This window comes from Bacillus sp. SYZHCR11 (assembly GCF_057196865.1).
The window spans coordinates 1,182,859-1,209,054 of the sequence record NZ_JBXUND010000001.1 but is presented as its reverse complement, the minus strand read 5'-3'; the positions used below and the strand labels follow the sequence as shown (position 1 = coordinate 1,209,054).

At 48.0% G+C, this 26,196-nt stretch carries 30 protein-coding genes; 22 read left to right on the top strand and 8 right to left on the bottom strand.

The annotated features are described in order from the left end of the window. The first annotated feature begins 94 nt into the window (after positions 1 to 94). Both AC2CGA_RS05490 and AC2CGA_RS05485 read left to right on the top strand, forming a co-directional pair. Positions 95 to 1,072 carry a BMP family lipoprotein gene (locus AC2CGA_RS05490; RefSeq protein ID WP_327937837.1) on the top strand — a complete coding sequence of 326 codons (978 nt, stop codon included), beginning with the start codon at positions 95 to 97 and terminating at the stop codon, positions 1,070 to 1,072. Continuing rightward, positions 1,069 to 2,718: a methyl-accepting chemotaxis protein gene (locus AC2CGA_RS05485; RefSeq protein WP_207119773.1), complete on the top strand. Its 1,650-nt coding sequence runs from the start codon at positions 1,069 to 1,071 to the stop codon at positions 2,716 to 2,718. The genes AC2CGA_RS05490 and AC2CGA_RS05485 overlap by 4 nt, the downstream gene beginning before the upstream one ends. A 60-nt stretch (positions 2,719 to 2,778) precedes the next feature. Here the strand turns inward: AC2CGA_RS05485 and AC2CGA_RS05480 are convergent, their stop codons facing one another. Together AC2CGA_RS05480 and AC2CGA_RS05475 are read right to left on the bottom strand one after the other, a co-directional pair. After that, entirely contained in the window at positions 2,779 to 2,901 is a 123-nt protein-coding gene (locus AC2CGA_RS05480; RefSeq protein ID WP_003155105.1) for a hypothetical protein, read from the bottom strand. A 48-nt stretch (positions 2,902 to 2,949) separates the two neighbouring features. Beyond that, on the bottom strand, positions 2,950 to 3,801 hold the full coding sequence (locus AC2CGA_RS05475) for a DegV family protein (protein ID WP_058905926.1): 852 nt from the start codon (positions 3,799 to 3,801) through the stop codon (positions 2,950 to 2,952). Between the two features lie 125 nt (positions 3,802 to 3,926). Between AC2CGA_RS05475 and AC2CGA_RS05470 the strand changes: the two genes are divergently transcribed. After that, complete coding sequence (locus AC2CGA_RS05470; RefSeq protein WP_003155101.1) at positions 3,927 to 4,769, top strand: YitT family protein; 843 nt, start codon at positions 3,927 to 3,929, stop codon at positions 4,767 to 4,769. A gap of 14 nt (positions 4,770 to 4,783) precedes the next feature. Continuing rightward, positions 4,784 to 5,245 carry a BsuPI-related putative proteinase inhibitor gene (locus AC2CGA_RS05465; RefSeq protein WP_095318145.1) on the top strand — a complete coding sequence of 154 codons (462 nt, stop codon included), beginning with the start codon at positions 4,784 to 4,786 and terminating at the stop codon, positions 5,243 to 5,245. Between the two features lie 37 nt (positions 5,246 to 5,282). On the opposite strand, the gene AC2CGA_RS05460 is transcribed toward AC2CGA_RS05465, so the two are convergent. The 3 genes from AC2CGA_RS05460 to AC2CGA_RS05450 form a co-directional block, all read right to left on the bottom strand. Next, a complete protein-coding gene (locus tag AC2CGA_RS05460; RefSeq protein ID WP_003155097.1) occupies positions 5,283 to 5,480 on the bottom strand; it encodes a DUF3813 domain-containing protein in 198 nt (65 codons plus the stop codon). After that, entirely contained in the window at positions 5,480 to 5,629 is a 150-nt protein-coding gene (locus AC2CGA_RS05455) for a hypothetical protein (protein WP_003155094.1), read from the bottom strand. The genes AC2CGA_RS05460 and AC2CGA_RS05455 overlap by 1 nt, the downstream gene beginning before the upstream one ends. 85 nt (positions 5,630 to 5,714) lie before the next feature. Beyond that, a complete protein-coding gene (locus AC2CGA_RS05450) occupies positions 5,715 to 6,527 on the bottom strand; it encodes a Cof-type HAD-IIB family hydrolase (RefSeq protein ID WP_014304770.1) in 813 nt (270 codons plus the stop codon). A gap of 120 nt (positions 6,528 to 6,647) precedes the next feature. Between AC2CGA_RS05450 and AC2CGA_RS05445 the strand changes: the two genes are divergently transcribed. Then, on the top strand, positions 6,648 to 7,415 hold the full coding sequence (locus AC2CGA_RS05445; protein WP_007409140.1) for a prolyl oligopeptidase family serine peptidase: 768 nt from the start codon (positions 6,648 to 6,650) through the stop codon (positions 7,413 to 7,415). A 62-nt stretch (positions 7,416 to 7,477) separates the two neighbouring features. Beyond that, positions 7,478 to 7,786: a metal-sulfur cluster assembly factor gene (locus AC2CGA_RS05440; RefSeq protein WP_003155088.1), complete on the top strand. Its 309-nt coding sequence runs from the start codon at positions 7,478 to 7,480 to the stop codon at positions 7,784 to 7,786. 108 nt (positions 7,787 to 7,894) lie between these two features. Here AC2CGA_RS05440 and fosB read toward each other — a convergent pair whose 3' ends face one another. Next, positions 7,895 to 8,317 (bottom strand): metallothiol transferase FosB, encoded by a 423-nt coding sequence (fosB, locus tag AC2CGA_RS05435; protein ID WP_101311915.1) that lies wholly within the window; start codon positions 8,315 to 8,317, stop codon positions 7,895 to 7,897. A 342-nt stretch (positions 8,318 to 8,659) separates the two neighbouring features. On the opposite strand from fosB, the gene AC2CGA_RS05430 reads away from it, so the two are divergent. The 10 genes from AC2CGA_RS05430 (at position 8,660) to AC2CGA_RS05385 (ending at position 20,453) form a co-directional block, all read left to right on the top strand. Continuing rightward, positions 8,660 to 10,096, top strand: coding sequence for an FAD-binding oxidoreductase (locus AC2CGA_RS05430; RefSeq protein WP_139885204.1), 1,437 nt, complete (start codon positions 8,660 to 8,662; stop codon positions 10,094 to 10,096). After that, on the top strand, positions 10,093 to 10,635 hold the full coding sequence (locus tag AC2CGA_RS05425) for an MFS transporter (protein WP_003155082.1): 543 nt from the start codon (positions 10,093 to 10,095) through the stop codon (positions 10,633 to 10,635). Before AC2CGA_RS05430 ends, AC2CGA_RS05425 begins: the two co-directional genes overlap by 4 nt. A 166-nt stretch (positions 10,636 to 10,801) precedes the next feature. Continuing rightward, positions 10,802 to 11,839 carry an N-acetyl-gamma-glutamyl-phosphate reductase gene (gene argC / locus AC2CGA_RS05420; protein ID WP_014417398.1) on the top strand — a complete coding sequence of 346 codons (1,038 nt, stop codon included), beginning with the start codon at positions 10,802 to 10,804 and terminating at the stop codon, positions 11,837 to 11,839. Between the two features lie 22 nt (positions 11,840 to 11,861). Further along, on the top strand, positions 11,862 to 13,079 hold the full coding sequence (gene argJ / locus AC2CGA_RS05415) for a bifunctional ornithine acetyltransferase/N-acetylglutamate synthase (RefSeq protein ID WP_139885205.1): 1,218 nt from the start codon (positions 11,862 to 11,864) through the stop codon (positions 13,077 to 13,079). A 14-nt stretch (positions 13,080 to 13,093) separates the two neighbouring features. Continuing rightward, positions 13,094 to 13,870: an acetylglutamate kinase gene (gene argB / locus AC2CGA_RS05410; RefSeq protein ID WP_139885206.1), complete on the top strand. Its 777-nt coding sequence runs from the start codon at positions 13,094 to 13,096 to the stop codon at positions 13,868 to 13,870. Continuing rightward, complete coding sequence (gene argD / locus AC2CGA_RS05405) at positions 13,867 to 15,024, top strand: acetylornithine transaminase (RefSeq protein WP_139885207.1); 1,158 nt, start codon at positions 13,867 to 13,869, stop codon at positions 15,022 to 15,024. The genes argB and argD overlap by 4 nt, the downstream gene beginning before the upstream one ends. 68 nt (positions 15,025 to 15,092) lie before the next feature. Beyond that, positions 15,093 to 16,151 (top strand): carbamoyl phosphate synthase small subunit, encoded by a 1,059-nt coding sequence (locus AC2CGA_RS05400; RefSeq protein ID WP_139885208.1) that lies wholly within the window; start codon positions 15,093 to 15,095, stop codon positions 16,149 to 16,151. After that, the gene (gene carB, locus AC2CGA_RS05395) at positions 16,144 to 19,239 is read left to right on the top strand and encodes a carbamoyl-phosphate synthase (glutamine-hydrolyzing) large subunit (RefSeq protein ID WP_171463467.1); all 3,096 of its coding nucleotides are present in this window, start codon (positions 16,144 to 16,146) and stop codon (positions 19,237 to 19,239) included. Before AC2CGA_RS05400 ends, carB begins: the two co-directional genes overlap by 8 nt. Beyond that, positions 19,227 to 20,198, top strand: coding sequence for an ornithine carbamoyltransferase (gene argF, locus AC2CGA_RS05390; RefSeq protein WP_015388451.1), 972 nt, complete (start codon positions 19,227 to 19,229; stop codon positions 20,196 to 20,198). The genes carB and argF overlap by 13 nt, the downstream gene beginning before the upstream one ends. A gap of 75 nt (positions 20,199 to 20,273) precedes the next feature. After that, positions 20,274 to 20,453, top strand: a complete 180-nt coding sequence (locus AC2CGA_RS05385; RefSeq protein ID WP_003155070.1) for a YjzC family protein — start codon at positions 20,274 to 20,276, stop codon at positions 20,451 to 20,453. A 36-nt stretch (positions 20,454 to 20,489) separates the two neighbouring features. Here AC2CGA_RS05385 and AC2CGA_RS05380 read toward each other — a convergent pair whose 3' ends face one another. Continuing rightward, positions 20,490 to 20,675 carry a YjzD family protein gene (locus AC2CGA_RS05380; RefSeq protein ID WP_003155069.1) on the bottom strand — a complete coding sequence of 62 codons (186 nt, stop codon included), beginning with the start codon at positions 20,673 to 20,675 and terminating at the stop codon, positions 20,490 to 20,492. Positions 20,676 to 20,935: 260 nt separating this feature from the next. Between AC2CGA_RS05380 and AC2CGA_RS05375 the strand changes: the two genes are divergently transcribed. The 4 genes from AC2CGA_RS05375 (at position 20,936) to AC2CGA_RS05360 (ending at position 23,566) form a co-directional block, all read left to right on the top strand. Continuing rightward, complete coding sequence (locus AC2CGA_RS05375) at positions 20,936 to 21,670, top strand: lipase family protein (protein WP_003155067.1); 735 nt, start codon at positions 20,936 to 20,938, stop codon at positions 21,668 to 21,670. A gap of 82 nt (positions 21,671 to 21,752) precedes the next feature. Further along, positions 21,753 to 22,319, top strand: coding sequence for a Rossmann-fold NAD(P)-binding domain-containing protein (locus AC2CGA_RS05370; RefSeq protein ID WP_003155065.1), 567 nt, complete (start codon positions 21,753 to 21,755; stop codon positions 22,317 to 22,319). Positions 22,320 to 22,408: 89 nt separating this feature from the next. Then, positions 22,409 to 23,362: a BMP family ABC transporter substrate-binding protein gene (locus tag AC2CGA_RS05365; protein WP_003155063.1), complete on the top strand. Its 954-nt coding sequence runs from the start codon at positions 22,409 to 22,411 to the stop codon at positions 23,360 to 23,362. Between the two features lie 12 nt (positions 23,363 to 23,374). Further along, on the top strand, positions 23,375 to 23,566 hold the full coding sequence (locus AC2CGA_RS05360) for a ComZ family protein (RefSeq protein WP_003155061.1): 192 nt from the start codon (positions 23,375 to 23,377) through the stop codon (positions 23,564 to 23,566). Positions 23,567 to 23,595: 29 nt separating this feature from the next. On the opposite strand, the gene AC2CGA_RS05355 is transcribed toward AC2CGA_RS05360, so the two are convergent. Then, complete coding sequence (locus tag AC2CGA_RS05355; RefSeq protein ID WP_003155059.1) at positions 23,596 to 23,814, bottom strand: hypothetical protein; 219 nt, start codon at positions 23,812 to 23,814, stop codon at positions 23,596 to 23,598. A 167-nt stretch (positions 23,815 to 23,981) separates the two neighbouring features. Between AC2CGA_RS05355 and AC2CGA_RS05350 the strand changes: the two genes are divergently transcribed. Continuing rightward, positions 23,982 to 24,920 carry a beta-ketoacyl-ACP synthase III gene (locus AC2CGA_RS05350; RefSeq protein WP_003155057.1) on the top strand — a complete coding sequence of 313 codons (939 nt, stop codon included), beginning with the start codon at positions 23,982 to 23,984 and terminating at the stop codon, positions 24,918 to 24,920. A 22-nt stretch (positions 24,921 to 24,942) separates the two neighbouring features. Then, complete coding sequence (gene fabF, locus AC2CGA_RS05345) at positions 24,943 to 26,181, top strand: beta-ketoacyl-ACP synthase II (protein WP_003155056.1); 1,239 nt, start codon at positions 24,943 to 24,945, stop codon at positions 26,179 to 26,181. Positions 26,182 to 26,196 lie beyond the last annotated feature (15 nt).

The following is a 26,196-nucleotide window of genomic DNA, read 5'->3' as shown; positions in this document are numbered from 1 at the left end:
ATCACCCTGCCGAACATACATATTTTATTGAAATAAAATATTCTGACATCCGAACCGATATATAACTATAGAAAAAAACAAAAGGAGAGTTTCAATGAGAAAAATGGCGATATTTGCGGCTGTACTGCTGCTTGCGCTCAGCACGGCGGGATGTGCCGGCAAATCCGAGGGGGCGGCGGCTGAAAAAACGAAAACAATCGGCATCATGCTGACAGACAACGGCCTCGGCGACCAATCATTTAATGATTCTGGCTTTCAAGGTTTGATGAAAGCAAGAGACGAGCTCGGCATCACATTTGATTACAGAGAAATAAAAGACACCGATACGTACGAAAAAGGACTGACCCAGCTTGTCCGGGAAGGCAATGATCTTGTTGTGGGGCTCGGTTACAGCATGCAGGCGGATTTAGAAAAGGTCGCCAAAAAATATCCGAAGCAGCGGTTTGTGCTGATTGATTCTGTATCAGACCTGGATAATGTCACCTCCGTCACGTTTAAAGAGGATGAAGGAAGCTTCTTAGCCGGAGCGCTCGCGGCTATGACGAGCAAAACCGGCACGATCGGATTTATCGGCGGTTCAGATGCCGATGTCATTAAACGGTTTAAGAAAGGCTATCTGAAAGGCGCGGAATCAGTCAAACCGAACATCCGCGTGCTGTCGGAAATCAGCGGTACGTTTGATGATGATAAGCTCGGGAAACGCATCGCCCAAAACATGATCCGAAAAAAAGCCGATGTCCTGTTTACGGCGGCCGGCTTCACGGGTGTCGGCGCACTGAAAGAAGCGGAGGCGCGAAAAGTATACGCCATCGGTGTTGACAGCGATCAATATTACACCGCCGAGCACGCCGTTATCTCTTCTTTAGTGAAAAACGTCGACCATGTCATCTATGAATTGGCGAAAGATTTAAAAGACAACAAGGAGATCAAAAGCGGTGAGATCGTTTACGGACTGAAGGAAAACGGCATGGACTTAGCCAAGATCAGAGTTGTCAAAAACGCAGGCGGGCTGACGAAAAAGATCACGGATATGAAAAACAGTCTGATTGAAAAAGGAGGCGATCTGAAGTGACATTACGGACAAGGCTGCTCGTTAACGCAGCCGTTACGATGATTTGCTTCGCCGCCGTCATCGGCTTTACCATCGTAAACATGATGAAGATTCAGGCTTCAAATGAAGATGAAGTGGACGCGCTGTTAAACGTCCAGGAAGCAAAAGCCGACCTTAATACGTTAAAAGAAAGCATCACCGGCTATTCCTATACGCTCGCAGACGCCCAGAAAGAAGATGTACAAAGCTATATGAAAAGCAGCTCAAACAAACTGGCGGCGCTCAAAAAAACGATGACGGACGATGCGGACAAAGCCGCTTATGACAAACTCGCCAAAAAATACGAATCGTGGCAGGCGGAGGCGGACGCTGCTCTTGATTCGAAAAGCCCGGCTGAAGCGACAAGGACGGCGGCCCGCATCAACGGTCTTCTGAATGATATTTATATGCTGAATCTGAAAAGCCGGGATCACTATGAAGACATGCAGAAGCAGACGGCTGACCAGATTCAGTTTATCGTTTACAGCGCAGCCGTGCTGACCATCGTGATACTTGCTGTCACCGTCATATCTTCCATCAGGCTGACGAAGAGAATTGCAGGGCCGATCCGCCGCATGGCTGAAAATGCCCGTCGTATTGCAGCGGGGAACCTTGCCGTTGAAATGCTTGATTATAAAGGGAAGGACGAACTGAAAGAGCTGAATGACTCATTCGGAATGATGGCTGAACAGCTCCGCACCTTAATTCAGGCGATCGGAGAGGTCGGCCGTGAAGTCGAGACTTTTGCGGAAGGTTTGACGAAGGAAAACCAGACGCTGAAGGACATGACCGAGCAGGTGTCCGTATCGACGGAAGAAATGGCGCAAGGCTCCCAAACCATTTCAGAAGATCTGCAGCATGCGGTGCAATTCATTGAACAAATGGATGAACATTCAAAGGCGAACGCCGAACGTTCCAAACAAACGACGAGAAGCAGCGAAGAGACGATTGCGGCGGTGGCTGCGGGGCGAGGTGCTTTAGCCGAGACCAAGCAAGCCATTGATAAAAGCAATGAGACATCAAAAGAGATTTCCGAAGCCGCCGATCTCTTCATAGAGCATGCGGCAGGCATCAGTATGATGGCGCAGACCGTTTCCGACATTGCGGGCCAGACCAATCTGCTGTCCTTAAACGCCGCAATCGAGGCGGCCAGAGCAGGCGAGGCCGGAAAAGGATTTGCCGTCGTTGCCGAGGAGATACGGAAGCTCGCAGACGGATCAGCCAAAGCGACCGCGCAGATTTTCGATATGGTAAAGCAAATTGAAGACGGCATCACATCTATTACCGGAGCTGTCACGACCGGCGTCGCTTTAGCGGACAGACAGCAGGAGCTGATGGAGAAAACGTCAGAATCATTCGCCCATATTGAACAAAAAGCCGCCCATATTAAGGCGGAGCTTACTCAATTGGACGGACGGATCATCGAATCGAAACAGCTTGGTGAGCAAGTGCTGCATCATGCCGAAAGCATCAGCGCCGTCGTTCAGGAAACGGCTGCAGGAAGCGAAGAGATTTCTGCCTCCGCGCTTGAGCAGCTGTCTTCTTTTCATAAAATGGCGGAAAGCGTCAATAATCTGGTGAGCCTGACAGAGCGGTTAAACGATCAGGTCCGCCGGTTTACTTTGTAACAGACATCCGTGCGCAAAAAACAGCCCTCTTTCTTCTAAGACAAGAGGGCTGTTTTCCTTTTACAGATGGTCCGGTTTTTTGGAATTCTGGTTTTTTCCCGCCTGCCGGTTTTTTTCGGCAAGCCGGTTCTTTTTCTGATTTACGGCGTTATTGTCCAACGGTTTTTTGTCATCATCTTTCATGCGGCAAAGCCTCCCTTCTGTCCGTTAGGATGCCCGCCCGCATTGAAATTATGGCTTCAGGAAAAAAATCGCGAGCGTGCCCGGCCCGGAGTGGGCGCCGATCGCAGAGCTGATTGAATGAAGAATGATTTCTTTCGGATGGAACGCTTCTTCAATCATTTCCTTCATCCCAATCGCCGTCTCTTCATTATCTGCATAGCTGATTCCCACGGTTTGATCCGCCCAATCGCCGCCTTCTTCCTTCATCATTTCTATAATCCGTTTAAACAGTTTCTTCTGTCCGCGCAATTTTTCGAGCGGCACGAGCCTGCCGTCATCCACATGCAGAATCGGTTTGATGTTCAAAAGCCCCCCGACAAAAGCGGACGTTTTTGAAATTCTGCCGCCCCGCGCGAGATAGGCGACGTCATCGACCGTAAATATATGTTTCATCCGTGCGCAAAAGTTCTTTACAGACGTTTCGATTTCTTGTATTGTATTCCCGTTAACACAGAGTGTTTGCGCGTGCATCACCGCGAGGCCGCAGCCCAGTGAAGCGCATTTGGAATCTACAATCCGTAAATCAAAATCGGGAAATTCCTCTTTTACTTCATTGGCGATCATTACGGCCGTCTGATAGGTGCCGGAAAGACCTGAGGAAAAGGCGATGTATATCGCCGGTTCTCCCAGTTCCGCGTATTGTAAAAATACTTTTTTTATCGTATCCGGTGATGCCTGGGATGTTTTCGGAACTTTCCCGTCCCGCATCGCTTGAAAGATATGATCCGCCTGAATGGTGACCGCGTCCTCATATTCGTTTCCGTCAAGTGTTACGTGCAGCGGAATGAACCCGATCCGGTTTTCTTCAATATAAGATTTCGGCAGGTCAGAGGCGCTGTCAGCAATAAGGTGAACTGTCATCATAATTCCCTTCTTTCCGGTTGGTGAGAGTGATGCCAACTATATCATATAAATTTGGCAAAATAGTGTTCAAAACTTTATTTTAAGGGAAAAGCTAATAATGAAAATGAGCGGAGGAGCAAGCCATGGTACTAGAACAAGTAAAAAAATTAGCAATCGTCGTCATCGGCGCGTTTCTGTATGCGGCGGGACTGAATTTATTCCTGATACCGGCGAATGTATATGCCAGCGGTTTTACCGGTGTCGCCCAGCTGCTGTCAAGCGTCGTTGATCAATACGCCCCCTTTTATATTTCGACAGGAGTTCTCATGTTCCTCTTAAACATTCCCATCGGTGTGTTAGGGTGGCTGAAAGTCGGCAGATCATTCACCGTGTACAGCATATTAAGCGTAGCGCTGACGTCCGTCTTTATGGGGATTCTCCCGGAAATGAGACTGTCACACGATATTCTTCTGAATACCGTATTCGGAGGAGTCATCTCAGCTATCGGCATCGGTTTAACGCTGAAATTCGGCGCTTCGACAGGCGGTCTTGATATCGTGTCGATGGTGCTGGCCAAATGGAAGGATAAACCGGTCGGCACATATTTCTTCATTTTGAACGGGATTATCATTTTGACGGCAGGATTATTGCAAGGATGGGAGAAAGCATTATATACCCTTGTCGCTCTGTATGTCACAACAAGGGTGATTGACGCCATTCACACGCGCCACATGAAACTGACCGCCATGATCGTTACAAAAAAAGCTGATGAAATCAAAGAAGCGATTTACGGGAAAATGGTCCGAGGCATTACGACGGTGCCGGCAAAAGGCGCTTACACAAACGAACAGAAAGAAATGATGATCATCGTCATCACGCGGTACGAATTGTATGACCTTGAGAAAATCGTGAAAGAAGTCGACCCGAAAGCCTTCACAAACATCGTGCAAACGACGGGGATCTTTGGTTTCTTCAGAAAAGACTGATAGGAGCGGATAGAATGAAGTGGCTGTTTGGCCTGTTATTACCGGTCATTTTATTGATCGGATGCAGCAGTCAATCCGGGCAGAAGGAGCCCGCTGAGGAGGTATCCGGAGAGATGAATGAACAGCAAGCGGAATTAGCCGTAAATCCTGTGCAGACAGATCAGCAGATCGAATTTCAAATGTCTTTAAAAAACAAAAGCGAAAGCCCGATCGATTTCACATTCAGCTCAGGGCAGAAATTCGAACTGACCGTACATGACCAACATCACAAAGAACTGTACCGCTATTCAAAAGACAAAATGTTTACCCAGGCGTTTCAGACCGTGACCTTAATGCCGAATGAAACGTATGACTTTTCAGATGTGTGGAAGAACGTGCCCGGTCCGGGAACATACACGGTGAGGGTGACGTTTTTAGGGAAGTCCGATCAGATCGGAAAAAGACTGAAAACGGTAAAAACATTTGAAGTAAAATAAAAAAGCGGCGCCCTCATCTCAAACGGGGCGCCTTTTTTTATTGCAATTTCTCCAGCTGATCCTGAAATTGGTGCAGCTGCTGACGTTCTGCATCCGTCGAATTGGCGTACGCGGAAGACACGGCATTTTTGGCGCGTGAGACAGCTTTTTCCTGGTCGCCGTCCTCGAAACCGTTAGCAATCATGACGGCCTGCTGGACAAATGACTTGGCTTGAGAAAACAGTTCGTTTCTCATTAAAAGTCAACCTGCCTTTCAGCCGAATCTTTTGCTGCATCATGCTGTGCTTCCTCTAATGTAGACCGATATGGAAATCTTGCGTCATGAAGACTGACAGAGTCCTTGCCTTGCTGAATAAACCGTTTTGATTTGTTTCGTTTACCCATTGCAATGTCCCCCTTCCATATTTAGACGAGATGAGTCGTCTGTTTTAGTATGGGCGGAAGGCTTTGTGTTATGAGCGGGAAAACCTCACAGGGAGAAATAGGATTTTAAAAAATCGGCGATTCCGTCCGCTTCATTTGAACCCGTGACGCGATCGGCGGCCTGTTTGACTTCATCCGTGCCGTTTTCCATCGCTACGCCGCACCCGGCAAATCGAAGCATTTCAAGATCGTTGTCTTCGTCGCCGAACGCGATGATCCGTTCTCTCGGCACTTGGTAATAGTCGCTGATTTTCTTCAGGCCGACCGCTTTATTCATCCCGTGTTTAATAATTTCAATCACATGCCAAGGAGCCGCCCATCTTCTGTGGTCAATGACCTCGGCGTGCACATCGGATAAATGCGCGCGTATGTCCGCGACGTCCTCTTCCTTCGCGTGAATCAATACGGACGTCACATCCTCTTGGACCGTTTCGCGCAGATCGCCGAATGTGACATTCGCCGTATTCATATGAAACGCCTCAATTAAATGCTCATCATGATAATGGAAGTACACATCATCAATGATCTCAGCGAGCACATTATGTATTTGGTAGGTCTCTGTAAGTTCGGCAAGCTGTCTGACCACATCGACAGATAAAGACGTGTGGTATCGTCCCCATGACTCGTCTTTCGGGTGGTGGACAAACGCTCCGTTAAAATTGACAATCGGCGTTGTCAGCCCAAGCTCGTCATAATACATCGAACTGGAACGGAAAGGGCGGCCGGTTGAGATGCAGACATGATGGCCCGCTTCTTTCAGCGTCTGAATCGTCCGTGCCGTTTCAGGGGAAATGGTTTTATCATCTTTTAATAAGGTTCCATCCAGATCTAAGGCGATGAGGTAAGGTTTTGTCTCCATAAATAACTCCTTTTGTCATATAATTTGCTGTTTTTCTCTTATGTACAGTGTAGCTTTTTACCATCTTTATTGTCTACATGTTACACTTATGATTATGGTTATCCTAAGGAGGGAGTCAACGTGATTCTTATTGATCATCAAACCGTATCAGGCATTCCGTTTTTACATATTGTAAAAGAAGAAAATCGGGACCGTCCCGCTCCCCTTGTTTTCTTTATTCACGGTTTTACAAGCGCGAAGGAGCATAATCTTCATTTCGCTTACCTGCTTGCTGAAAAGGGTTTCAGAGCCGTGCTGCCGGAAGCTCTTTACCACGGTGAACGCGCTGAACAGCTGTCAGCAGAAGAGCTCGCCGTCCATTTTTGGGACATTGTCTTAAATGAAATCGAGGAGCTTGACGTGCTGAAAAAGGATTTTGAAGCGCGCGGTCTGATTGAAGACGGGCGGATCGGTCTTGCGGGGACGTCAATGGGCGGAATTACGACATTCGGCGCGATGGCTGCGTATGATTGGGTCAAAGCCGGCGTCAGTCTGATGGGAAGTCCGAACTATACGGCATTTTTTCAGCAGCAGATTGACCACATTCAAAAGCAGGACATCGACATTGACGTCACAAAAGAACAGGTCGATGAACTGTTTGCGCGGCTCAAACCGTTCGACCTCAGTCTGGAACCGGAAAAACTCCGCAGCCGCCCGCTGCTGTTCTGGCACGGCGTTCAAGACAAAGTCGTTCCGTATGCACCGACCCGCGGCTTTTATGAAACGATTAAACCTCATTACAGCAGCCGGCCCGACCATCTTCAGTTTCTGAAAGACGAACGGGCTGATCATAAAGTCCCGAGATACGCCGTTTTAGAAACCGTCGCCTGGTTCGATAAGCATTTATAAAGCACAAAGGTGTTAACAAAAGCCGCTTTTGCGTTATACTGAGGAAAAAGGAGTGATGGAACGTGGAAGAAGCATTAAAAGAAAACATCATGGGCGCCTTGGAGCAGGTTGTTGACCCTGAGCTCGGCGTCGATATCGTCAATCTCGGCCTTGTATACGACGTTGATATGGATGACGACGGCCTGACGCACGTTACGATGACACTGACATCAATGGGGTGCCCGCTCGCTCCGATCATCGTCGACGAGGTGAAAAAAGCGCTCGCCGACATTCCGGATGTAAAAGAGACGGAGGTCCACATCGTCTGGAATCCGCCGTGGACAAGAGACAAAATGTCACGCTACGCAAAAATCGCATTAGGGATTCAGTAATAAGAAAATGCACCCCGGATTTTAGGTACATCCTAAAGTTTGGAGGTGCTTTTCTTTTGTCTGCATATAAGCGACAGTGAGGGCTTGTTTTGGATTGCAAACAAACCTTTATATATAAAATTTCATATGAGGTTTATCTTTTTTGTAATAGGACAGTCTGTCCTGGAGTGTACCTGTGCGGAATTCAAATTTATGTCCATCGGGATCAGTAAAATAAATTGACTTTTGATCTTGCTTATCCCTAGGACGCCCATTTAATATATTTACATTTAGATTTTTTAACCTTTGAAGTATTGCATCAAAATCTTTTGGGTCAATTGTAAAGGCCGTATGCGTATAGGATTTATGTATTTCATTTCTTGGTATATCCGCCTCTAAGTTAAGTGCAAGCCAAAGTCCTTTCAGATCAAAATATGCTGTCTTTTGCCCTTTAACCAGAAGTTGTGCATGAAATACTTTCTCATAAAATTCTATGGATTTTTCCAAATCTGAAACAGAAAAAAGAAGATGATTGATCCCTTTTATGTTCATTTTCCCCACCTCATTTAACATCTTTGTTTTAAACAATCCCTTTGGTAATACATCTGCATATATATCGATTATATACTGACTAAAAAATCATTTTTAGGGATTTCTGTGTATTTTTTATGCCCGGTGTTTTCCGGATGACCGTTTTGAACTGTACTAAACATGATTCTGCCGGGCGCCGTTTTGTCTGCTTTGTCGCTGCAGACCGGCGTGCGGAAAGAAGGGCAAGTCACTAAAAAAACCAAGTTTCCCGCCATTCGGGGTTTTTTGCGGTATCGGGTTAAAAAGGAAAAAAACGGACGGAGGCATGATATAATAGACCGGCTGCATGCGAGGGAGGAACCCATGAAGAAAAAATTACTTCTCATTATCCTTAGCATTCTTGTTTATACGGCGCTGTTCGCTGTTTCCGCCTTTCACAAAGAGCCGGAGCGGCAGGCAGGGACAATGACGGATGTCAGCCGTCTCATGCCCGTGAAAATTAAGCAGACGGTCAAAGGAAAAGAGAAAGAAACATTGGTCGAAACGATTAAGGAAGCAAAGAGAAAGCATTTGAAGATCTCAATCGCAGGCGCCCAGCACTCAATGGGCGGCCAGACGTATTATGAAGACGGTATCGTTCTCGACATGACGGGCTACAACAAAATACTCGGTCTCGACCGAAAGAAAAAAATCATCAGAGTGCAGGCGGGAGCGACGTGGAATGATATTCAGCGCTATGTCAATCCGTACGGGCTCGCGGTAAAAGTCATGCAATCGCAAAACATTTTTACGATCGGGGGCTCACTGAGCGCCAACGCCCACGGCCGGGATATCCGGTACGGTTCGCTGATTGATACGGTCAAATCGTTTCATCTTTTAAAGGCGGACGGCAAAGTCATCACCGTTACTCCGAAAGATGACCTGTTTTCAGCCGTCATCGGCGGCTACGGCCTGTTCGGCGTCATCCTTGACGCGGATATTGAGCTGACGGATGATGAGCTTTATGAAATGAAAACGAAACGCATGAACGCTGATACATACAGTCAATATTTTACGCAGCATGTTCAGCGCAACCCCGCCGTGCGCATGCATCTCGCGCGGATCGCAACAGGGGATAAAGGCTTTTTGCACGATATGTATGTGACTGATTACACACTCTCAGACAACCAGAAAGAATTAAAGCGGCACAATGAACTGAAAGAAGATGAGCATCCGGCGCTGACGAAATTCGCGCTCGGCCTCTCCCGCCGGTATGACTGGGGAAGAAATTGGTTCTGGTCAACCCAGCAGTCTTATTTTCTCAGTCAAAACGGCGTGAAAGTCTCCAGGAACAATGTCATGCGGTCAGAATCGAAATTTTTGGAATATGAAAACACGGACAACACCGACGTGCTTCAAGAATACTTCGTGCCCGTCGGCGAATTTGCACCGTACATTCATGATTTACGCAAGACGCTGTCACATGAAGATCTCAATCTCGTAAATATTACGATCCGCTACGTGCAAAAAAATGAAAAAGCCGATCTGTCATACGCAAAGGAAGACATGTTTTCACTCGTTCTTTTAATCAATGAAGGGTTTTCAAAAGACAGCCAGGCGAGTGCAGCGCGGATTGTCAGAAAAATGACGGATACGGCGTTGCGCCACCGCGGCAGCTATTATCTGCCGTATATGCTGTATCAAACGAAAGAGCAGATGCGCGAGGCATATCCGAAAAGCGATATGTTCTTTCAGAAAAAACAAAAATATGATCCCGATGACTTGTTTATGAATTATTTTTATCAGAGGTACAAATCATGAAACACAACCATTTAAAATGGCTGATCCTGTCTCAGAGCAGTGTCTTTTTTGCCGGCAGCCTGATCTTTCCGTTTTATATTTTATTTATTAAAAACATCGGTTCCAGCTACACGCAATTCGGTCTATCATACGGCTTGTTCGGCCTGAGCGGCGCATTGATTCATCCGCTGCTCGGCCGGCTGTCGGCAAGACTGGATCCCCGCTGGTTCCTGATGGCGAATTCGTGGGGGATGGCGGTGCTTCTTCTGACGCTCCCGCACATTACCGGCGTGCACCAGGTTTATGTGGTGCAGGTGCTTTTGGGCCTGTTCGGCGCCATGCAAAAACACGGCGAGAAAATCATGATCGCCGATTACACTGACGGCGGGGAGCGGGGGAAAAAAGTCGGCAGCTATCATTTCTGGACGGCCGTATTTTCAGCTGCCGCCATTATTCTCGGCGGGTTTCTCGCTGATTTCTTCACGGTTTATATTATTTTTTACGCCAGCTCCGTGCTGTTTTTTATAAGCGGGCTGATGATGCTGAAAAAAACAGGCTGATCCGATCAGCCTGTTTTTCTTATGAAACCCCCTCGATCGAGAGGGGGTTTTTTGTCAGCGAAAACCGATGGAAAATGAATGAAAAAATATTAAATATACAATTGAATTAATTTTTATTCATGTTATAATGTTAAATAATTTCACAAAAACCAAGAAGGTGAACCCGTTGAAAATAGGTATTATAGGCGCAACTGGTTATGGAGGCGCCGAACTTGTCAGGATTCTTAACCATCACCCTTATGCAGAAGATTGTATATTATATTCATCGAGCGACGAAGGAAAAGAATATGCCGCTTCATATCCGCATTTGAGGAATATAGCGTCACAATCACTTCAGCCGCTTCATATAGAAACGATTCGAAACGAAATTGATGTCATGTTTATAGCCGCGCCGCCCGGCGTTTCCGGAGAGTGGTCGCCCAAGCTGGCGGAGGCGGGCATCCCGGTCATTGATCTATCCGGCGATCTGCGGATTCAAAACCCGGCCGTGTATGAAAAGTGGTATAAGCGGAAGGCCGCGCCGAAAGGAACGATTCAAAGCGCGGTTTACGGTTTAGCCGAACTGCAAAAAGAAGAGATTCAGACTGCTAAGCTGATTGCCAATCCGGGATGTTTTCCGACGGCTGTGCTGCTCGGGCTCGCCCCGCTGGCGAAGAATAAGCTTTTACAAGATTCATTTCTGATTGTTGATGCGAAAACAGGCGTATCCGGTGCCGGCCGAAAAGCATCCATGGGCACTCATTATTCTGAGCTGAATGATAATTTTAAAATTTATAAGGTTAATGAGCATCAGCATACTCCGGAAATTGAACAGCAATTAGCGGCTTGGCAGCCCGGCACAGGTCCGATCACGTTTTCCGCACATTTGGCGCCGATGACAAGGGGCATTATGGCGACGATGTATACGGAGGCTCCCCCTGGTATGTCTGCTGCACAGGTAAGAGAATTGTATTCCGAATTCTACAAAGATTCATATTTTGTCAGAATCAGGCCGGAAGGTGAATTTCCGGCGACGAAAGAGGTATACGGCAGCAATTTTTGTGATATCAGTGTCACCGTGGATGAAAGAACAAACCGTGCCACCATCGTTTCTGTCATAGATAATCTGATGAAAGGCGCCGCAGGGCAGGCGGTTCAAAATTTAAATATCATGAATGGCTGGCAGGAAGAAACGGGACTTACGATGACGCCAGTCTATCCATAGAACGAAAGAGGGATTCGAAAATATGATTCAGCTGAGTGAGGAAATCACGAAAGTAAAAGGCGGCGTATCTTCGCCGAAAGGGTTTGAGGCAAAGGGCGTGCACTGCGGTCTGCGCTATTCAAAAAAAGATCTCGGAGCGATTATCAGCGAAGCGCCTGCAGTCAGTGCGGCGGTATATACGCAGAGCCATTTTCAGGCAGCGCCCTTGAAAGTGACGCAAGAGAGCTTAAAAAAAGAGGCCGTGCTTCAGGCGGTTATCGTCAACAGCGCGATTGCCAACGCCTGTACGGGAGACCAAGGATTAAAGGACGCCTATGAAATGCGGGACGGCTTCGCGAGCCAGCTCAGCATTGAGCCGGAGCTTGTTGCGGTTTCGTCAACCGGGGTGATCGGCGAGCTTTTAGACATGAAAAAAATTCAGGCGGGCATTGAACAGCTCGGTCAAGCGCCGTCAGTGTCCGGAGCATTTGAAGAAGCCATTTTGACGACGGATACAGTGACGAAACAGACGTGTTATGAACTGGTGATCGGCGGAAACATCATCACGATCGGCGGAGCGGCGAAAGGCTCCGGCATGATCCACCCCAACATGGCGACAATGCTCGGCTTTGTCACAACGGACGCGGCCGTGGAAGAACAGTCGCTCAAAAATGCGCTCAGAGAGATTACGGATGTTTCATTTAACCAAATCACCGTTGATGGAGAAACATCGACGAATGACATGGTGCTTGTGATGGCGAACGGCTGCGCGGGGAATGATTGCCTGACGGAGCAGCACCCTGACTGGCCGGCATTTAAAAAGGGGTTAAAGCTTGTATGCGAAGACCTTGCCAAAGATATTGCCAGAGACGGTGAAGGAGCGACGAAATTAATTGAAGCCAGAGTCGAAGGCGCGAAAAATAACCTTGAGGCGAATATTATCGCTAAAAAAATCGTCGGCTCAAGCCTTGTGAAGACCGCTGTTTACGGCACAGACGCCAACTGGGGGCGCATCATCGGCGCCATCGGGCACAGTGCGGCAAGCGTAACGGCCGAACAAGTGGAAGTTTTCCTCGGCGGTCAGTGTCTGTTTAAACACAACGAACCTCAGCCGTTTTCGGAAACTGATGCCAAGGAGTACTTATCAGGTGATGAAATTACGATTGCAGTCCGCCTGCAGGAAGGCTCCGGCAGCGGCCGGGCATGGGGCTGTGACTTAACCTATGATTATATCAAAATCAATGCGAGCTATCGCACATAGCAAAGGGGAGCGGCATGAAGAAAACCATCGTTTTTAAGTGCGGCGGCAGTGTAATCCGCGAGTTATCCGCCGATTTTTTTCAAAGTGTAAAAGAGCTTATGCAATCGGGCTGGAACCTTGCCGTCGTGCATGGAGGCGGCCCGGACATTTCAAGAATGCTGAAAACATTGCAGATTGAAACGGAATTTGTCGATGGACAGCGGAAAACGACCAAACCGGTGCTGGAAACAGCGGAAATGGTCTTGTCAGGGACGATCAATAAATTTTTCGTAACCGAACTCGCGAAAAACGGGCTGAAAGCCGCGGGAATATCAGGAAAGGACGGCGGTCTCCTTCAAGCATCTTACCTTAACCAAGACAAATATGGAGAAGTTGGCGAAATACAAAAAACCGATCCGTCAATCATCCACGCATTAATGAAAGAAGGCATCATTCCCGTTATTGCTCCGCTTTCCATGACAAGTGATTTCGAAACGCTGAACGTCAATGCAGACGCCGCAGCATCGGCCGTCGCTTCAGTCTTACACGCCGATAAACTTTTATTTGTCACGGATGTCGAAGGAATTATGGACGGAGAGAACAGGCTGGATACTTTGTCGCCGCAAGAAATTCAGGCTCTCATCGATGACGGCGTGATTTCAGGGGGGATGATTCCGAAGGTAAACTCGGCATTATCGGCACTGAGTGAAGATGTCGCGGAAGTGATGATCGTAAACGGAAAAGGAGCGTTTTTCACCAATCAAGCCTTCCGAGGAACAAAAATCGTCAAAGAAAAGGAGAGCGTGTCATGAGCAGCCTATTTCAAACCTACAGCCGCTGGCCTATCGATATTAAAAAAGCGAAAGGGACAATCGCAGAGGATGGAAACGGAAAAACGTATCTCGATTTTATTCAGGGCATCGCCGTTTCCAATCTCGGCCATTGTCATGATGCGGTGACAGAAGCGGTGAAAGAACAGCTTGGCAGCGTATGGCACGTTTCCAATCTGTTTGAAAATGATCTTCAGGAAAAAGCCGCGGCAAAGCTTGCCGGACATAGCGCGGGGGATCTCGTTTTCTTCTGCAACAGCGGAGCCGAAGCGAATGAAGGCGCCATTAAGCTTGCCCGTAAAGCAACGGGAAAGACAAAAATCGTAACATTTCATCAATCCTTTCACGGACGGACCTATGCGGGGATGGCCGCCACCGGACAAGACAAAATCAAGACCGGTTTCGGACCGATGCTCCAAGGCTTTCACTATCTTCCGTTCAATGATCCGTCGGCATTCAGCACGCTTTCAAAAGAGGATGATATCGCCGCCGTCATGCTTGAGACGGTGCAGGGAGAAGGGGGAGTCAATCCCGCCGATCCGGAATTCATCGAAGCCTTACAGACATTTTGCAAAGACAAACAGGCGCTGCTTATCGCAGACGAGATTCAAACCGGAATCGGCCGGACGGGCAAGGCATTCGGCTATGAGCACTTCGGCATCTCTCCGGACATCATCACTGCTGCGAAAGGGCTTGGAAACGGTTTTCCCGTCGGAGCCGTGATCGGCAAAAAGAAGCTTGCCGACGCCTTTACGCCGGGTACGCATGGTACGACTTTCGGCGGTAATAAGCTCGCCATGGCAGCTGTGAAAGCAACCTTGGACATTGTGTTTCAGCCGGACTTTCTCCAGGCGGCGGCAGACAAAGGCTCTTTTTTAAAAGCGCAGCTGAACCGTGAACTGACAGGGCCTTTTGTAAAAGAAATCCGCGGAAAAGGGTTATTAATCGGCATTGAATGCGCAGGTCCCGTGTCCGGCATCATCAGAGATCTGCAGGAACGCGGGCTTCTCGTGCTTCCGGCCGGACCGAATGTCATCAGGCTGCTTCCGCCGCTTACGGTTTCTGAAGAAGAAATGCTGTCGGCCGTCAGTATGCTGAAAGCAGCGATCGAAGCGCATTCGGCAGTGAAACGGTAATTTTTTTCGATATAAAAGTATAAAAATTCATATTTTTAATTAATTATTCATCAAGAGGTGGGCTTTAGATGAAAGGCTATTTAGTATTGGAAGACGGAACATCATTCGGCGGTGAACTTGAAAAAGAGGCCCGCTGTGTTGGCGAAGCTGTTTTTTTCACCGGAATGACGGGCTATCAGGAAGTGCTTACAGACCCGTCATATAAGGGGCAGATCATCGTCTTTACGTATCCGCTGATCGGAAACTACGGAATTAATGAAAAAGACCTTGAAAGTAAAATTCCTCAAGTCAAGGCTGTTGCCGTCTATGAAGCGTGTGAACATTTTTCTCACCATGAAGCAGTCTCAAGCTTGAGAGAGTATTTAAATAAATGGAACATCCCGCTCTTAACCGAAGTGGACACACGGGCCGTCGTCAAAGCCATCCGTTCCGGCGGCACGATGAACGCTGCCGTGTCAACAGCAGGAGAAATTCCCGCAACATCCGGAACACAAAACCCGGCGGAGCTGGCGCAGTCTGAAGACATCACTTCAATGGGGAACGGAGACCGGCATATTGCGCTGATTGATTTCGGATATAAAAAATCAATCGCCTCGTCACTTGTAAAGCGCGGCTGTAAAGTAACGGTCATTCCGTATCAGCAGATGGACGCCGTTTATGACATTCAGCCTGACGGAATCGTGCTCTCAAACGGCCCGGGCGACCCGAAAGCGATTGCGCCGTACATGAACCGGATTACATCTTTACTCAGTGATTTCCCTGCACTCGGCATTTGCCTCGGGCATCAGCTGATTGCCCTGGCTTTCGGAGGAAATACGTATAAGCTGCCGTTCGGCCACAGGGGTGCCAACCATCCCGTCATTGACCGGAAAACGAAACGGGTGTTTATGACAAGCCAGAACCACAGCTATGTCGTCGATGAAGCGTCAATTGACGAAAACGAGCTGTCCATCAGATTTCACCATGTCAATGATACATCAGTGGAAGGGCTCATTCATAAACGCCTTCCCGTATTAAGCGTCCAGTTCCACCCTGAAGCTCATCCCGGTCCGGCTGAGAGCGAGTGGATATTTGATGAATTTCTAGAAAAAGTGATACCAGCAAGGAGAGAAATCGCTCATGCCTAAAGATACAACCATTTCCAGCATATTAGTCATCGGCTCCGGCCCCATCATCATCGGCCAGGCGGCTGAATTTGATTATTCAGGAACGCAGGGCTGCATGGCTCTGAAAGAAGAAGGATACCGCGTTATTCTAGTCAATAACAACCCGGCAACGATTATGACGGATGAGGCGTTTGCCGATGAAATATATTTTGAACCGCTCACAACCGACAGCATTGAGGCCATTATTGAAAAAGAAAAGCCCGACGGTCTGCTTGCCAATTTGGGCGGCCAGACGGCATTGAATTTAGCCGTTAAACTTGAAGAAGCAGGCGTGCTGAAGAAGCATCACGTCAAGCTCTTAGGAACATCGGTGGAAACCATTCAAAAAGGCGAAGACCGGGAGCAGTTCCGCGCCCTGATGAAAGAGCTCGACCAGCCCGTTCCGGAAAGCGAAATCGTCGACAACGAAGAAGACGCCCTCCGCTTCGCTGAGTCTATCGGATTTCCGGTTATTCTGAGACCGGCGTACACGTTAGGCGGAAAGGGAGGCGGAATCGCGAAAACGAAAGAAGCGTTTCAGACGCTTATTAAACAGGCGCTGTTAGCAAGTCCGATCAGCCAATGCCTCGTCGAGAAAAGCATCGCCGGATTTAAAGAAATCGAATATGAGGTCATGCGCGACAGCAATCATACATGCATCACCGTCTGCAATATGGAAAACATCGATCCCGTCGGCGTGCATACAGGAGACTCTATCGTCGTCGCACCGTCCCAGACGTTAACGGATGAAGAATATCAGATGCTGCGTTCAGCAAGCCTGGCGATTATTTCGGCGCTGGATGTGGTCGGCGGCTGCAACATTCAATTTGCGCTGGATCCGTTCAGCAAACAGTACTATGTCATTGAAGTAAACCCGCGTGTCAGCCGTTCATCGGCCCTCGCGTCAAAAGCGACCGGCTACCCGATTGCCAAAATGGCGGCGAAACTTGCCGTCGGCTATACGCTCGACGAACTGAAAAATCCGCTGACGGGCTCTACTTATGCAAGCTTTGAACCGGCGCTTGATTATGTCATCGTCAAATTCCCGCGCTGGCCGTTTGATAAATTTAAACATGCCGACCGCACGCTCGGAACGAAGATGAAAGCGACGGGAGAGGTCATGGCGATCGAAAGAAATATGGAAGCGGCCATTCAAAAAGCGGCGGCCTCCCTTGAGCTGAAAACGATCGGCACCCGCCTGCCTGAACTCGGCGGCTGTACGATCAATCAGCTGTGGGAATTAGCGGTAACGCCGGATGACCGGAGATTTTTCGTCGTCATGGAACTGTTAAGCCGCGGTGAAACGATAGAAGATATCCATGCCAAAACGAAAATTGACCCGTTTTTTCTCCATGTATTCCGAAATATCATCACATTAGAAAACAGGCTGATGGAAGAAGGGGATCATCTGTCTGTCCCGCTTTTAAAGCAGGCGAAGGTAAAAGGCTTCACGGATGTCATGATCGCATCTCTCACGGGAAAAACGGAAGAAGACATCCGTGCTCTCAGAAAGAAATCAGGCATCGTCCCGTCGTTTAAAATCGTAGATACATGCGCCGCTGAATTTGATGCCAAGACGAATTATTTCTACTCCACCTACCTTGGGGAAAGCGACGGAGATGTCAGCCGAAAAGAGAAAAAACGCGCTCTCATCATCGGCTCAGGCCCGATCCGCATCGGTCAGGGAGTGGAATTTGATTACAGCGCCGTCCACGGCGTTCTGACCCTGCAAAAGCTGGGATATGAAACGATTATGATCAATAACAATCCGGAAACAGTAAGCACGGATTATGAAATCGCCGACCGGCTTTATTTTGAACCGCTGACGACAGAACATATTTTAAACGTGGCGGAACATGAAAACATTGATTTTGCCATCGTCCAGTTTGGGGGACAGACCGCGATCAATGCCGCTGAACCGCTTGAAAAAGCGGGCATTCCGCTGCTCGGAACATCCTTTGAAACCCTTGATGCCCTGGAGGATCGGGATCTGTTTTATCAGCTGCTTGACGATCTTGACCTCAAACATGCCAAAGGCGAAACGGCTTATTCAAAAGAAGAAGCAACGGAAAAAGCAAGCCGAATCGGCTACCCCGTGCTGATCCGTCCGTCTTATGTCATCGGGGGGATGGGCATGATCATCGTTCATTCAGAAGCGCAAATGTCAGAGCTGCTGGAAAAAGAAGCGGGCATGCCGTACCCGATTTTGATCGATCAGTACATTACAGGAAAAGAATTGGAGATCGATCTGATTTCCGACGGACATGAAGTATTCGTGCCGACTTACACAGAGCACATTGAACGGGCCGGCGTCCATTCGGGCGACAGTTTTGCGATTCTTCCGGGTCCGTCTGTCACACCTGATATGCAGCGGAATATAAAAGAGGCCGCCGAAAAAATCGCGGTGAAACTGGCTTTTAAAGGCATTATGAACATTCAGTTTGTCATTGATGACAAAGGGGATATTCTCGTTCTTGAAGTGAATCCCCGGGCAAGCCGCACGGTTCCTGTCGTGTCTAAGGTGATGGGGGTGCCGATGATCCCGCTTGCCGCCAGATTGCTGGCCGGCGCTTCCCTTAAAGACATCAAGCCCGAGGTTCAAAATCAGCACGGAACGGCAGTGAAATTCCCGGTTTTTTCTTCTCACGCCATTCAGGATGTGGACGTAAAGCCCGGGCCGGAAATGAAGTCGACCGGAGAAGGCATGTGTGTCGCGTTTGACGCAGAAAGCGCACTGAAAAAAATCTACGCGCACGTCTGGGAGAAAAAAGGCAGCATCTATCTGGAAGGCTGTGATGCGGAATTGGAACGTCAGGCTCAAGAGGCGGGATTTACCGTATGCAAAGATGCGTTCCCGGCATGGGCAGAGCGAAAGGATAAAGCGGTCCATATTAATTTCAATCACTCTGAAGAAGCGCGTAAACAACGGATCGAAGCCATGACGCACGGTGTGACGGTCTTTACTGAACCGGAAACCGTAAAGGCATTTTTAGCAAGCGGCTCCGGCAAACCTCAGCCTGTATCGCTCAAAGATCTTTATCAAAAGGAAGTGGCATCATGCACACAATAAAAGCGGAACACACATTAACCCATTTGTACGGCAAAGATTTTCTTTCATTAAAAGATGTCAGCCCGTCAGACATCAATGCGCTTCTGACAGAAGCTTCATTATTAAAACAACATCCGATACAGCCGATTTTCCAAGGGAAAACATTGGCGATGATTTTTGAAAAATCTTCAACCCGCACACGTGTGTCTTTTGAAGCGGGAATGGCCCAGCTCGGGGGAACGGGACTATTTCTTTCAAGCAGCGACCTGCAGCTTGGGCGGGGGGAGACGGTCGCGGATACGGCCAAGGTGCTGTCCGGCTTCGTTGATGCCATTATGATCCGCACCTTTGAGCATGAAAAAGTCGAAGAGCTTGCCGAGCATGCTGATATTCCCGTCATAAACGGGCTGACCGACCGGTATCACCCGTGTCAGGCACTCGCGGATCTGTTAACAATACAAGAAATAAAAGGAAAATTAAAAGGGGTAAAAGTCGCCTATATCGGTGACGGAAATAATGTCGCGCATTCACTTATGATCGGCTGCGCAAAAATGGGCTGTGACATTGCGGTTGCTTCGCCGAAAGGCTATGAAGCAGAGGAAGAGGCGGTGAATGCCGCGAAAGAAGCGGCGGCTGTTTCCGGAGCGAAAATCACCCTTACCGAAAATCCGCAGGAAGCGGTGCGGGATGCAGACGTGATTTACTCCGACGTCTTCACGAGCATGGGGCAGGAGGAAGAGACGCAGCAGCGGCTGAATGTGTTTGCTCCGTATCAAGTCAACGCCTCACTCGTCAGTCTCGCCAAACCCGACTATACATTTTTGCATTGCCTGCCGGCGCATCGGGAAGAAGAGGTCACGTCCGAGATTATCGACGGCCCGAACTCTGCGGTATTCCAGCAGGCGGAAAACCGGCTTCACGCGCAAAAAGCGCTCCTGAAAGCTCTTCTATACAAACAGGATGAACAAAAAAACCGCTGAATCTCATTCAGCGGTTTTTGATATTTCTCCGCATACAAGCGCATACTACATAAAAAAGAAAAAGGAGGAAATGACGTGGGACAGCAGCATCAATTCCGCCCGGGACAAAAAGCGCCGAATAACGGTGTGTACGTTGAAATCGGCGAAACGGGAAGCATGGTCAAAAATCCGCAAAAAATCAAGCTTACGGTGGGAGAAATGTTCCCTGAAACTTCAAACCACAACAGATTGTGGACGTACCAACGAAAACCGTGAACACAAAAAAACCTGCTGAATAGCAGGTTTTTTTATTTAATGCTGGTTTGCATCCTGTTTGACAGGCATGATCTCCGCAAGAACAAAGACTAGCACCGCAATAACCACGGCAATAACGGATGATTGCTTGAAATTGTACGCCGCGCTGTTCATGGAGGCGACCAAATAACAGGCCATATGTGTTAAAAGGAACGTCCAAATAAAACCGATAATAAACCGCACGTTTCCACCTCGTCCTTCATTTTATTCTACGTTGTATCATACCATACATAAAGCGCGGGCGGAAGGTCATTTTCTCATCAAAAAGCGCGCCTGAAACTGACATGTGCCCGCCTGTCTTGCCGTCTGACGGAAAATTCGGTTCCCGTGCTTGGGATAATAGCCAAAACATAGCAGCAAATAGGAGTTTATCCGATCCGTTTTCATTCTTTTTACATATGATAGCCAATAGAGAGATTAGGAGTAAAAGGAGGCGGGCAGGCATGGGGATAACGGAAAGATTTTTCCAATTCGGATCTGAGCTGAACGTCATCCATCTGCCGTATCGGCCGAACGGCTTCTGTATCTTTATTCTGGGGGACAGAACTCACTTTGTCAGCCGGGACTCAAGCTTTTGGCTCGAACATGAAGGGAGAAACCAGCTGTTAAATACGCTGCTTGACAAAGGATACACCATTTTCAACAGCAATTTATACGGACGGCATTGGGGTTCGGAAAAAGCCGCCCTTTACGCCAGACAGCTGATTCATTATGTGCTGAAACAAGAAACCCTCAATCCGAAAATACACTTGCTCGCAGAAGGCATGGGCGCCCTCATCGCCGATCAATTGCTGCAGTCTTCACCGGAGCATATCCGTTCAGCCGCAATGTTAGATCCTTGTCTTGACCTTCAAGCCCATTTTGAATCAGAGAAAGAAAATAAGTTTTTTTATAAGCAGTTTCTGAGGGAAACGGCACAAAGCTTCGGTGTTTCTGAAAAAGAGGCAAGCTCACTGAGCTATCAGACCATTACCGGCTGCCGCACCCGCGTGCCGGTACATATATGGCAAAGAACGACCGGAGCGCCGTACCCGTACACCCTGCACGCGAACGCGTATAAAGAAGCCCGGGAAAAGACCGGAAGCAAGATTGATATCACGTATCACCTGCTTGAGAACCCTGCTCGTATGTACAGAGCCATCTGCCGGTTTTTCCGCAGTCATGAAAAAGACCTGTAATGAATAGAATACAACAGCCATCTCTTTTCAGAGGGCTGTTTGGCTTGTGTGTGTATGAAAAACCGGAAAGGCGGCAGATGTGATGAAAACAGCGCTGATCATTGGAGCAGATGAATTTCTCGGCCTTTCATTGTGCGAACGGTTGATGGATGAAGGTGTGCACGTTGATGTCATTTTGGCAGAACCGGAGGACAAAACGAGGCAGCTGTATTTAGAAGAACGTTTAATGTGGCTCGCGAGAAACGGGCTTTTTCAAATAATAGAGGAAATCGGTGAAAAGGAATACGATCGTATCTGCGTTCAATACGGGAGCGGGTGTCTGCCTGAAAAAAGGGCTGAGCCTTTATATTGGATTGTTTACAGTGAGGATCACGGAGACTGGGAAAAAAACGGTCAGCGGGATACGGCAAAAGCGATTATCCTTCCTCCCCTTTACGGTCCGTGGACGGAAGCAAAAGAAGATGGAGAAAGCAGGATCTTTTTAGAAGACGCGGTCTGCGGGCTGATGAATAAGCTTGAGGCTGACGGCACAGAAGACGAAAATCAGATTATTACCCTGGAAATAAAAGAAAAAACGCAAAAAACGGAAGCGGAAGAAAAAATTAAAGAATGGAAAAGACAATTTTCATCAATATTCGACATTTTTTAAGAAATACCTTCCATGTTATGTGCATTACCGCTACAATAAACGTATATCAATTATACATGTTATGAGTTTGAAAAGGGGTTGAACATGGCTTGATCACCAGGCTTGTCATGATCTTTTCTGTCCTCCTTTTATTGAGCGGATGCACACAAACTCCGTTTAAAGGAAAAATTGAGAAGGTCGGAATGCTTTTCCCCGATACCATCAGTGACTTGGTATGGGGCACAAAAGGTTACAAAGGTTTATTAGCGATACAATCTGAATTTAACGTTGACGTTTATTATAAAGAAAATATCAGATCCGATGAAGATATTTTAAAAGCGATAGATGATTTTCATAAAAAAGGAGTCAATCTTTTATACGGGCACGGAAATGAATACGAGGAAATCTTCAATATGATCAGCAAGGATTATCCCGACATGGAATTCGTCGTCGCAAACGGAACGGCGAAAAGCGATAATGTCACAAGCGTTCACCTTATGGGAGAAGCAATGGGTTTTTTCGGGGGAATGACGGCCGCCCATATGTCAAAAACCAATGAGGTCGGTGTCATCGCCTCTTTTCTGTGGCAGCCTGAAGTAGACGGCTTTATCAAAGGGGCGAAATATGAAAAGCCTGATATCACCGTCAATACTGAATTTACGGACCACTGGGATAACGGCAATGAAGCGCTGCATCTTTACGAGAAGTTAAAAGCGGAAGGCACGGATGTTGTATATCCGGCCGGAGACGGGTATAATGTTCCTGTCATTCAGCAAATCAAAAAAGACGGGCTTTACGCCATCGGCTATGTCGCCGAGCAATCGAATCTCGGCAAAAACACGGTGCTGACAAGCACGGTGCAAAACGTAGATAAAGCCTATACATTAATTGCCGAGCAATATAATAAAGGTACGCTCAAGAGCGGAGATCACGACTTTGATTTCAGGGAAGGAGTCGTTGAAATGGGGACGTTCAGCCCGCTGGTGGACAAAGCGTTTCAAGACAAAATCTCAGACCTTGTCAAAACGTATAATCAAACAAATGAACTGCCGTCAAATGAATAGAGGTGGATACACATGCAGCATGAAAAGTCTCTTGAATTTATGCAGATCGCGATGAAATACCTGCCGGAAGCAAAGGCGGAGCTTGAGAAATCCGGCATAGATCTGTCTATGGAAATGATTCAGCCGTTTATGGACCTGTTTACATCGGTCATGGCGGAAGCGTATGAGCTTGGCAGATCTGATGCCGGGGAGCTGAATAAATAAAGAGAGCCACTTTTTCATGAAGTGGCTTTTCACATGATTTTTTTCTTTATGGCGGACACCATCGGCGCAAAGTCTTTAAATACGGGCTTTAATTGATCCAGGGAGTTCATGATGGACCCCAGCTGATTCAACACGTGGTTGTAATCGATCTCTTCTTCGTTTTCAGCCTGAGGCTGCTCCGGGTTTTCTTCCGGTTCTTTATCCCGGTCTCTGGAATCGCCGAACATCATTTTGGAGAAAATATCCATAGTGAAGCCTCCTTTCGTCTTCCTTTTATTCTATGAGGAGCAGCGTCCGATAGTTTAGACGAATATATTGCCAACAGAAAAAAAATAGGGTAGAATTAGTACCTGATACTAATAATTGATCATAACTAATTAGTTTTAAATTCATTATAAAAAAGGAGTCTTTTCCAATGAAAGCTGGAATTCTTGGCGTCGGCCGTTACATCCCGGAAAAAGTGCTGACAAATCATGATCTTGAACAAATGGTAGATACATCGGACGAGTGGATTCGTACGAGAACAGGTATAGAAGAAAGAAGAATCGCCGCTGAAGATATGTATTCATCCGGCATGGCCGCTGAGGCTGCGCAAAAAGCGCTTGATCAGGCCGGCATTTCCGCTGAGGAGCTTGATATGATCCTTGTGGCGACGGTTACTCCTGACCAGTCTTTCCCGACCGTTTCCTGTATGATACAAGAGAAGCTCGGGGCCAAAAAAGCGTGCGCGATGGATATCAGCGCCGCATGTGCGGGTTTTATGTACGGTATCGTAACCGCCAAACAATTCATTGAATCGCAAACATATAAACATGTCCTCGTGGTCGGCGTGGAAAAGCTCTCAAGCATTACCGACTGGGACGACCGTAATACGGCTGTGCTGTTCGGAGACGGAGCCGGAGCGGCGGTCATCGGACCGGTCAGCGACGACAGAGGCATACTGTCATTTGAGCTCGGAGCAGACGGTACAGGCGGTCAGCACTTGTACTTAGATGAAAAAGGGCATACAATCATGCATGGAAGAGAAGTATTCAAATTCGCCGTCCGGCAAATGGGTGAATCGAGTGTAAATGTTATTGAAAAAGCCGGCCTCTCCAAAGAGGACGTAGACTTTTTGATTCCGCATCAGGCAAACATCCGCATCATGGAAGCGGCACGGGAACGTTTGGAGCTTCCGGTTGAAAAGATGTCTAAAACAGTCCATAAATATGGAAACACATCCGCAGCATCCATTCCGATTTCATTAGTAGAGGAACTGGAAGCAGGCAAAATTAAAGACGGCGACGTCATCGTCATGGTCGGTTTCGGCGGAGGATTGACATGGGGCGCCATAGCATTACGCTGGGGACGATAAAAAAAGGTGAGGTGCACACAAGATGAGTAAAAAAAGAGTAGTCGTTACAGGGCTTGGAGCCCTGTCTCCGCTTGGAAACGACGCCGAAACAAGCTGGAAAAATGCAATCGGCGGCGTATCCGGAATCGGACCGATCACACGTGTGGAATCGGACGAGTATCCGGCGAAAGTAGCTGCTGAATTGAAAGATTTCAATATTGAAAATCACATGGATAAAAAAGAAGCGCGAAAAATGGACCGCTTCACGCAATACGCTGTCGTAGCCGCGAAAATGGCCGTTCAAGATGCCGGTCTGAACATCACAGACGAGATCGCGCCGAGAGTCGGCGTTTGGGTCGGGTCCGGAATCGGCGGTCTTGAAACGCTTGAATCCCAATTCGAAATCTTCCTGACAAAAGGGCCGAGAAGGGTCAGCCCGTTCTTTGTTCCGATGATGATTCCGGATATGGCGACAGGCCAAATCTCAATCGCTCTCGGAGCAAAAGGAGTCAACTCCTGTACGGTGACGGCATGTGCGACGGGAACGAACTCTATCGGTGACGCGTTTAAAGTCATTCAGCGCGGCGATGCCGATGCGATGATTACGGGCGGAACGGAAGCGCCGCTGACAAGAATGTCATTTGCGGGCTTCAGCGCAAACAAAGCCCTTTCTACAAATCCTGATCCGAAAACGGCAAGCCGCCCGTTTGATAAAAACCGTGACGGCTTTGTCATGGGAGAAGGCGCGGGGATCGTCGTGCTTGAAGAGCTTGAGCATGCCCTTGCCCGCGGTGCGAAAATCTACGGGGAAATTGTCGGCTACGGCTCAACGGGTGACGCCTACCACATTACCGCGCCTGCCCAAGACGGGGAAGGCGGTGCGAGAGCGATGCAGGAAGCAATCAAAGATGCGGGCATCAAGCCTGAAGAAATTGATTACATCAACGCTCACGGCACAAGCACGTACTACAATGATAAATACGAGACAAAAGCCATTAAGACCGTTTTCGGTGATCATGCGTACAAGCTTGCCGTCAGTTCGACAAAATCAATGACGGGTCATTTGTTAGGCGCTGCCGGAGGAATTGAAGCAATCTTCTCCGTCATGGCAATTAAAGACGGCATTATCCCGCCGACGATTAACATCGAAACACCTGATGAAGAGTGTGATTTAGATTATGTACCGGATAAAGCGCGCGAGCAGGATGTCAACATCGTTCTCAGCAACTCGCTCGGCTTCGGCGGACATAATGCCACTTTGATCTTTAAAAAATATCAATAATACAGTTTTTGACCG

Coding starts and splice junctions, on each gene's coding strand:
- AC2CGA_RS05370 (WP_003155065.1), top strand. CDS start 21,753: ATGAAAACAGCGCTGATCATTGGAGCAGATGAATTTCTCGGCCTTTCA.
- argF (WP_015388451.1), top strand. CDS start 19,227: ATGCACACAATAAAAGCGGAACACACATTAACCCATTTGTACGGCAAA.
- AC2CGA_RS05360 (WP_003155061.1), top strand. CDS start 23,375: ATGCAGCATGAAAAGTCTCTTGAATTTATGCAGATCGCGATGAAATAC.
- fosB (WP_101311915.1), bottom strand. CDS start 8,317: ATGAACATAAAAGGGATCAATCATCTTCTTTTTTCTGTTTCAGATTTG.
- argB (WP_139885206.1), top strand. CDS start 13,094: ATGAAGAAAACCATCGTTTTTAAGTGCGGCGGCAGTGTAATCCGCGAG.
- carB (WP_171463467.1), top strand. CDS start 16,144: ATGCCTAAAGATACAACCATTTCCAGCATATTAGTCATCGGCTCCGGC.
- AC2CGA_RS05430 (WP_139885204.1), top strand. CDS start 8,660: ATGAAGAAAAAATTACTTCTCATTATCCTTAGCATTCTTGTTTATACG.
- AC2CGA_RS05350 (WP_003155057.1), top strand. CDS start 23,982: ATGAAAGCTGGAATTCTTGGCGTCGGCCGTTACATCCCGGAAAAAGTG.
- AC2CGA_RS05455 (WP_003155094.1), bottom strand. CDS start 5,629: ATGGGTAAACGAAACAAATCAAAACGGTTTATTCAGCAAGGCAAGGAC.
- AC2CGA_RS05425 (WP_003155082.1), top strand. CDS start 10,093: ATGAAACACAACCATTTAAAATGGCTGATCCTGTCTCAGAGCAGTGTC.
- AC2CGA_RS05475 (WP_058905926.1), bottom strand. CDS start 3,801: ATGACAGTTCACCTTATTGCTGACAGCGCCTCTGACCTGCCGAAATCT.
- AC2CGA_RS05375 (WP_003155067.1), top strand. CDS start 20,936: ATGGGGATAACGGAAAGATTTTTCCAATTCGGATCTGAGCTGAACGTC.
- AC2CGA_RS05460 (WP_003155097.1), bottom strand. CDS start 5,480: ATGAGAAACGAACTGTTTTCTCAAGCCAAGTCATTTGTCCAGCAGGCC.
- argJ (WP_139885205.1), top strand. CDS start 11,862: ATGATTCAGCTGAGTGAGGAAATCACGAAAGTAAAAGGCGGCGTATCT.
- AC2CGA_RS05480 (WP_003155105.1), bottom strand. CDS start 2,901: ATGAAAGATGATGACAAAAAACCGTTGGACAATAACGCCGTAAATCAG.
- fabF (WP_003155056.1), top strand. CDS start 24,943: ATGAGTAAAAAAAGAGTAGTCGTTACAGGGCTTGGAGCCCTGTCTCCG.
- AC2CGA_RS05470 (WP_003155101.1), top strand. CDS start 3,927: ATGGTACTAGAACAAGTAAAAAAATTAGCAATCGTCGTCATCGGCGCG.
- AC2CGA_RS05465 (WP_095318145.1), top strand. CDS start 4,784: ATGAAGTGGCTGTTTGGCCTGTTATTACCGGTCATTTTATTGATCGGA.
- AC2CGA_RS05400 (WP_139885208.1), top strand. CDS start 15,093: ATGAAAGGCTATTTAGTATTGGAAGACGGAACATCATTCGGCGGTGAA.
- AC2CGA_RS05490 (WP_327937837.1), top strand. CDS start 95: ATGAGAAAAATGGCGATATTTGCGGCTGTACTGCTGCTTGCGCTCAGC.
- AC2CGA_RS05355 (WP_003155059.1), bottom strand. CDS start 23,814: ATGGATATTTTCTCCAAAATGATGTTCGGCGATTCCAGAGACCGGGAT.
- AC2CGA_RS05450 (WP_014304770.1), bottom strand. CDS start 6,527: ATGGAGACAAAACCTTACCTCATCGCCTTAGATCTGGATGGAACCTTA.
- argD (WP_139885207.1), top strand. CDS start 13,867: ATGAGCAGCCTATTTCAAACCTACAGCCGCTGGCCTATCGATATTAAA.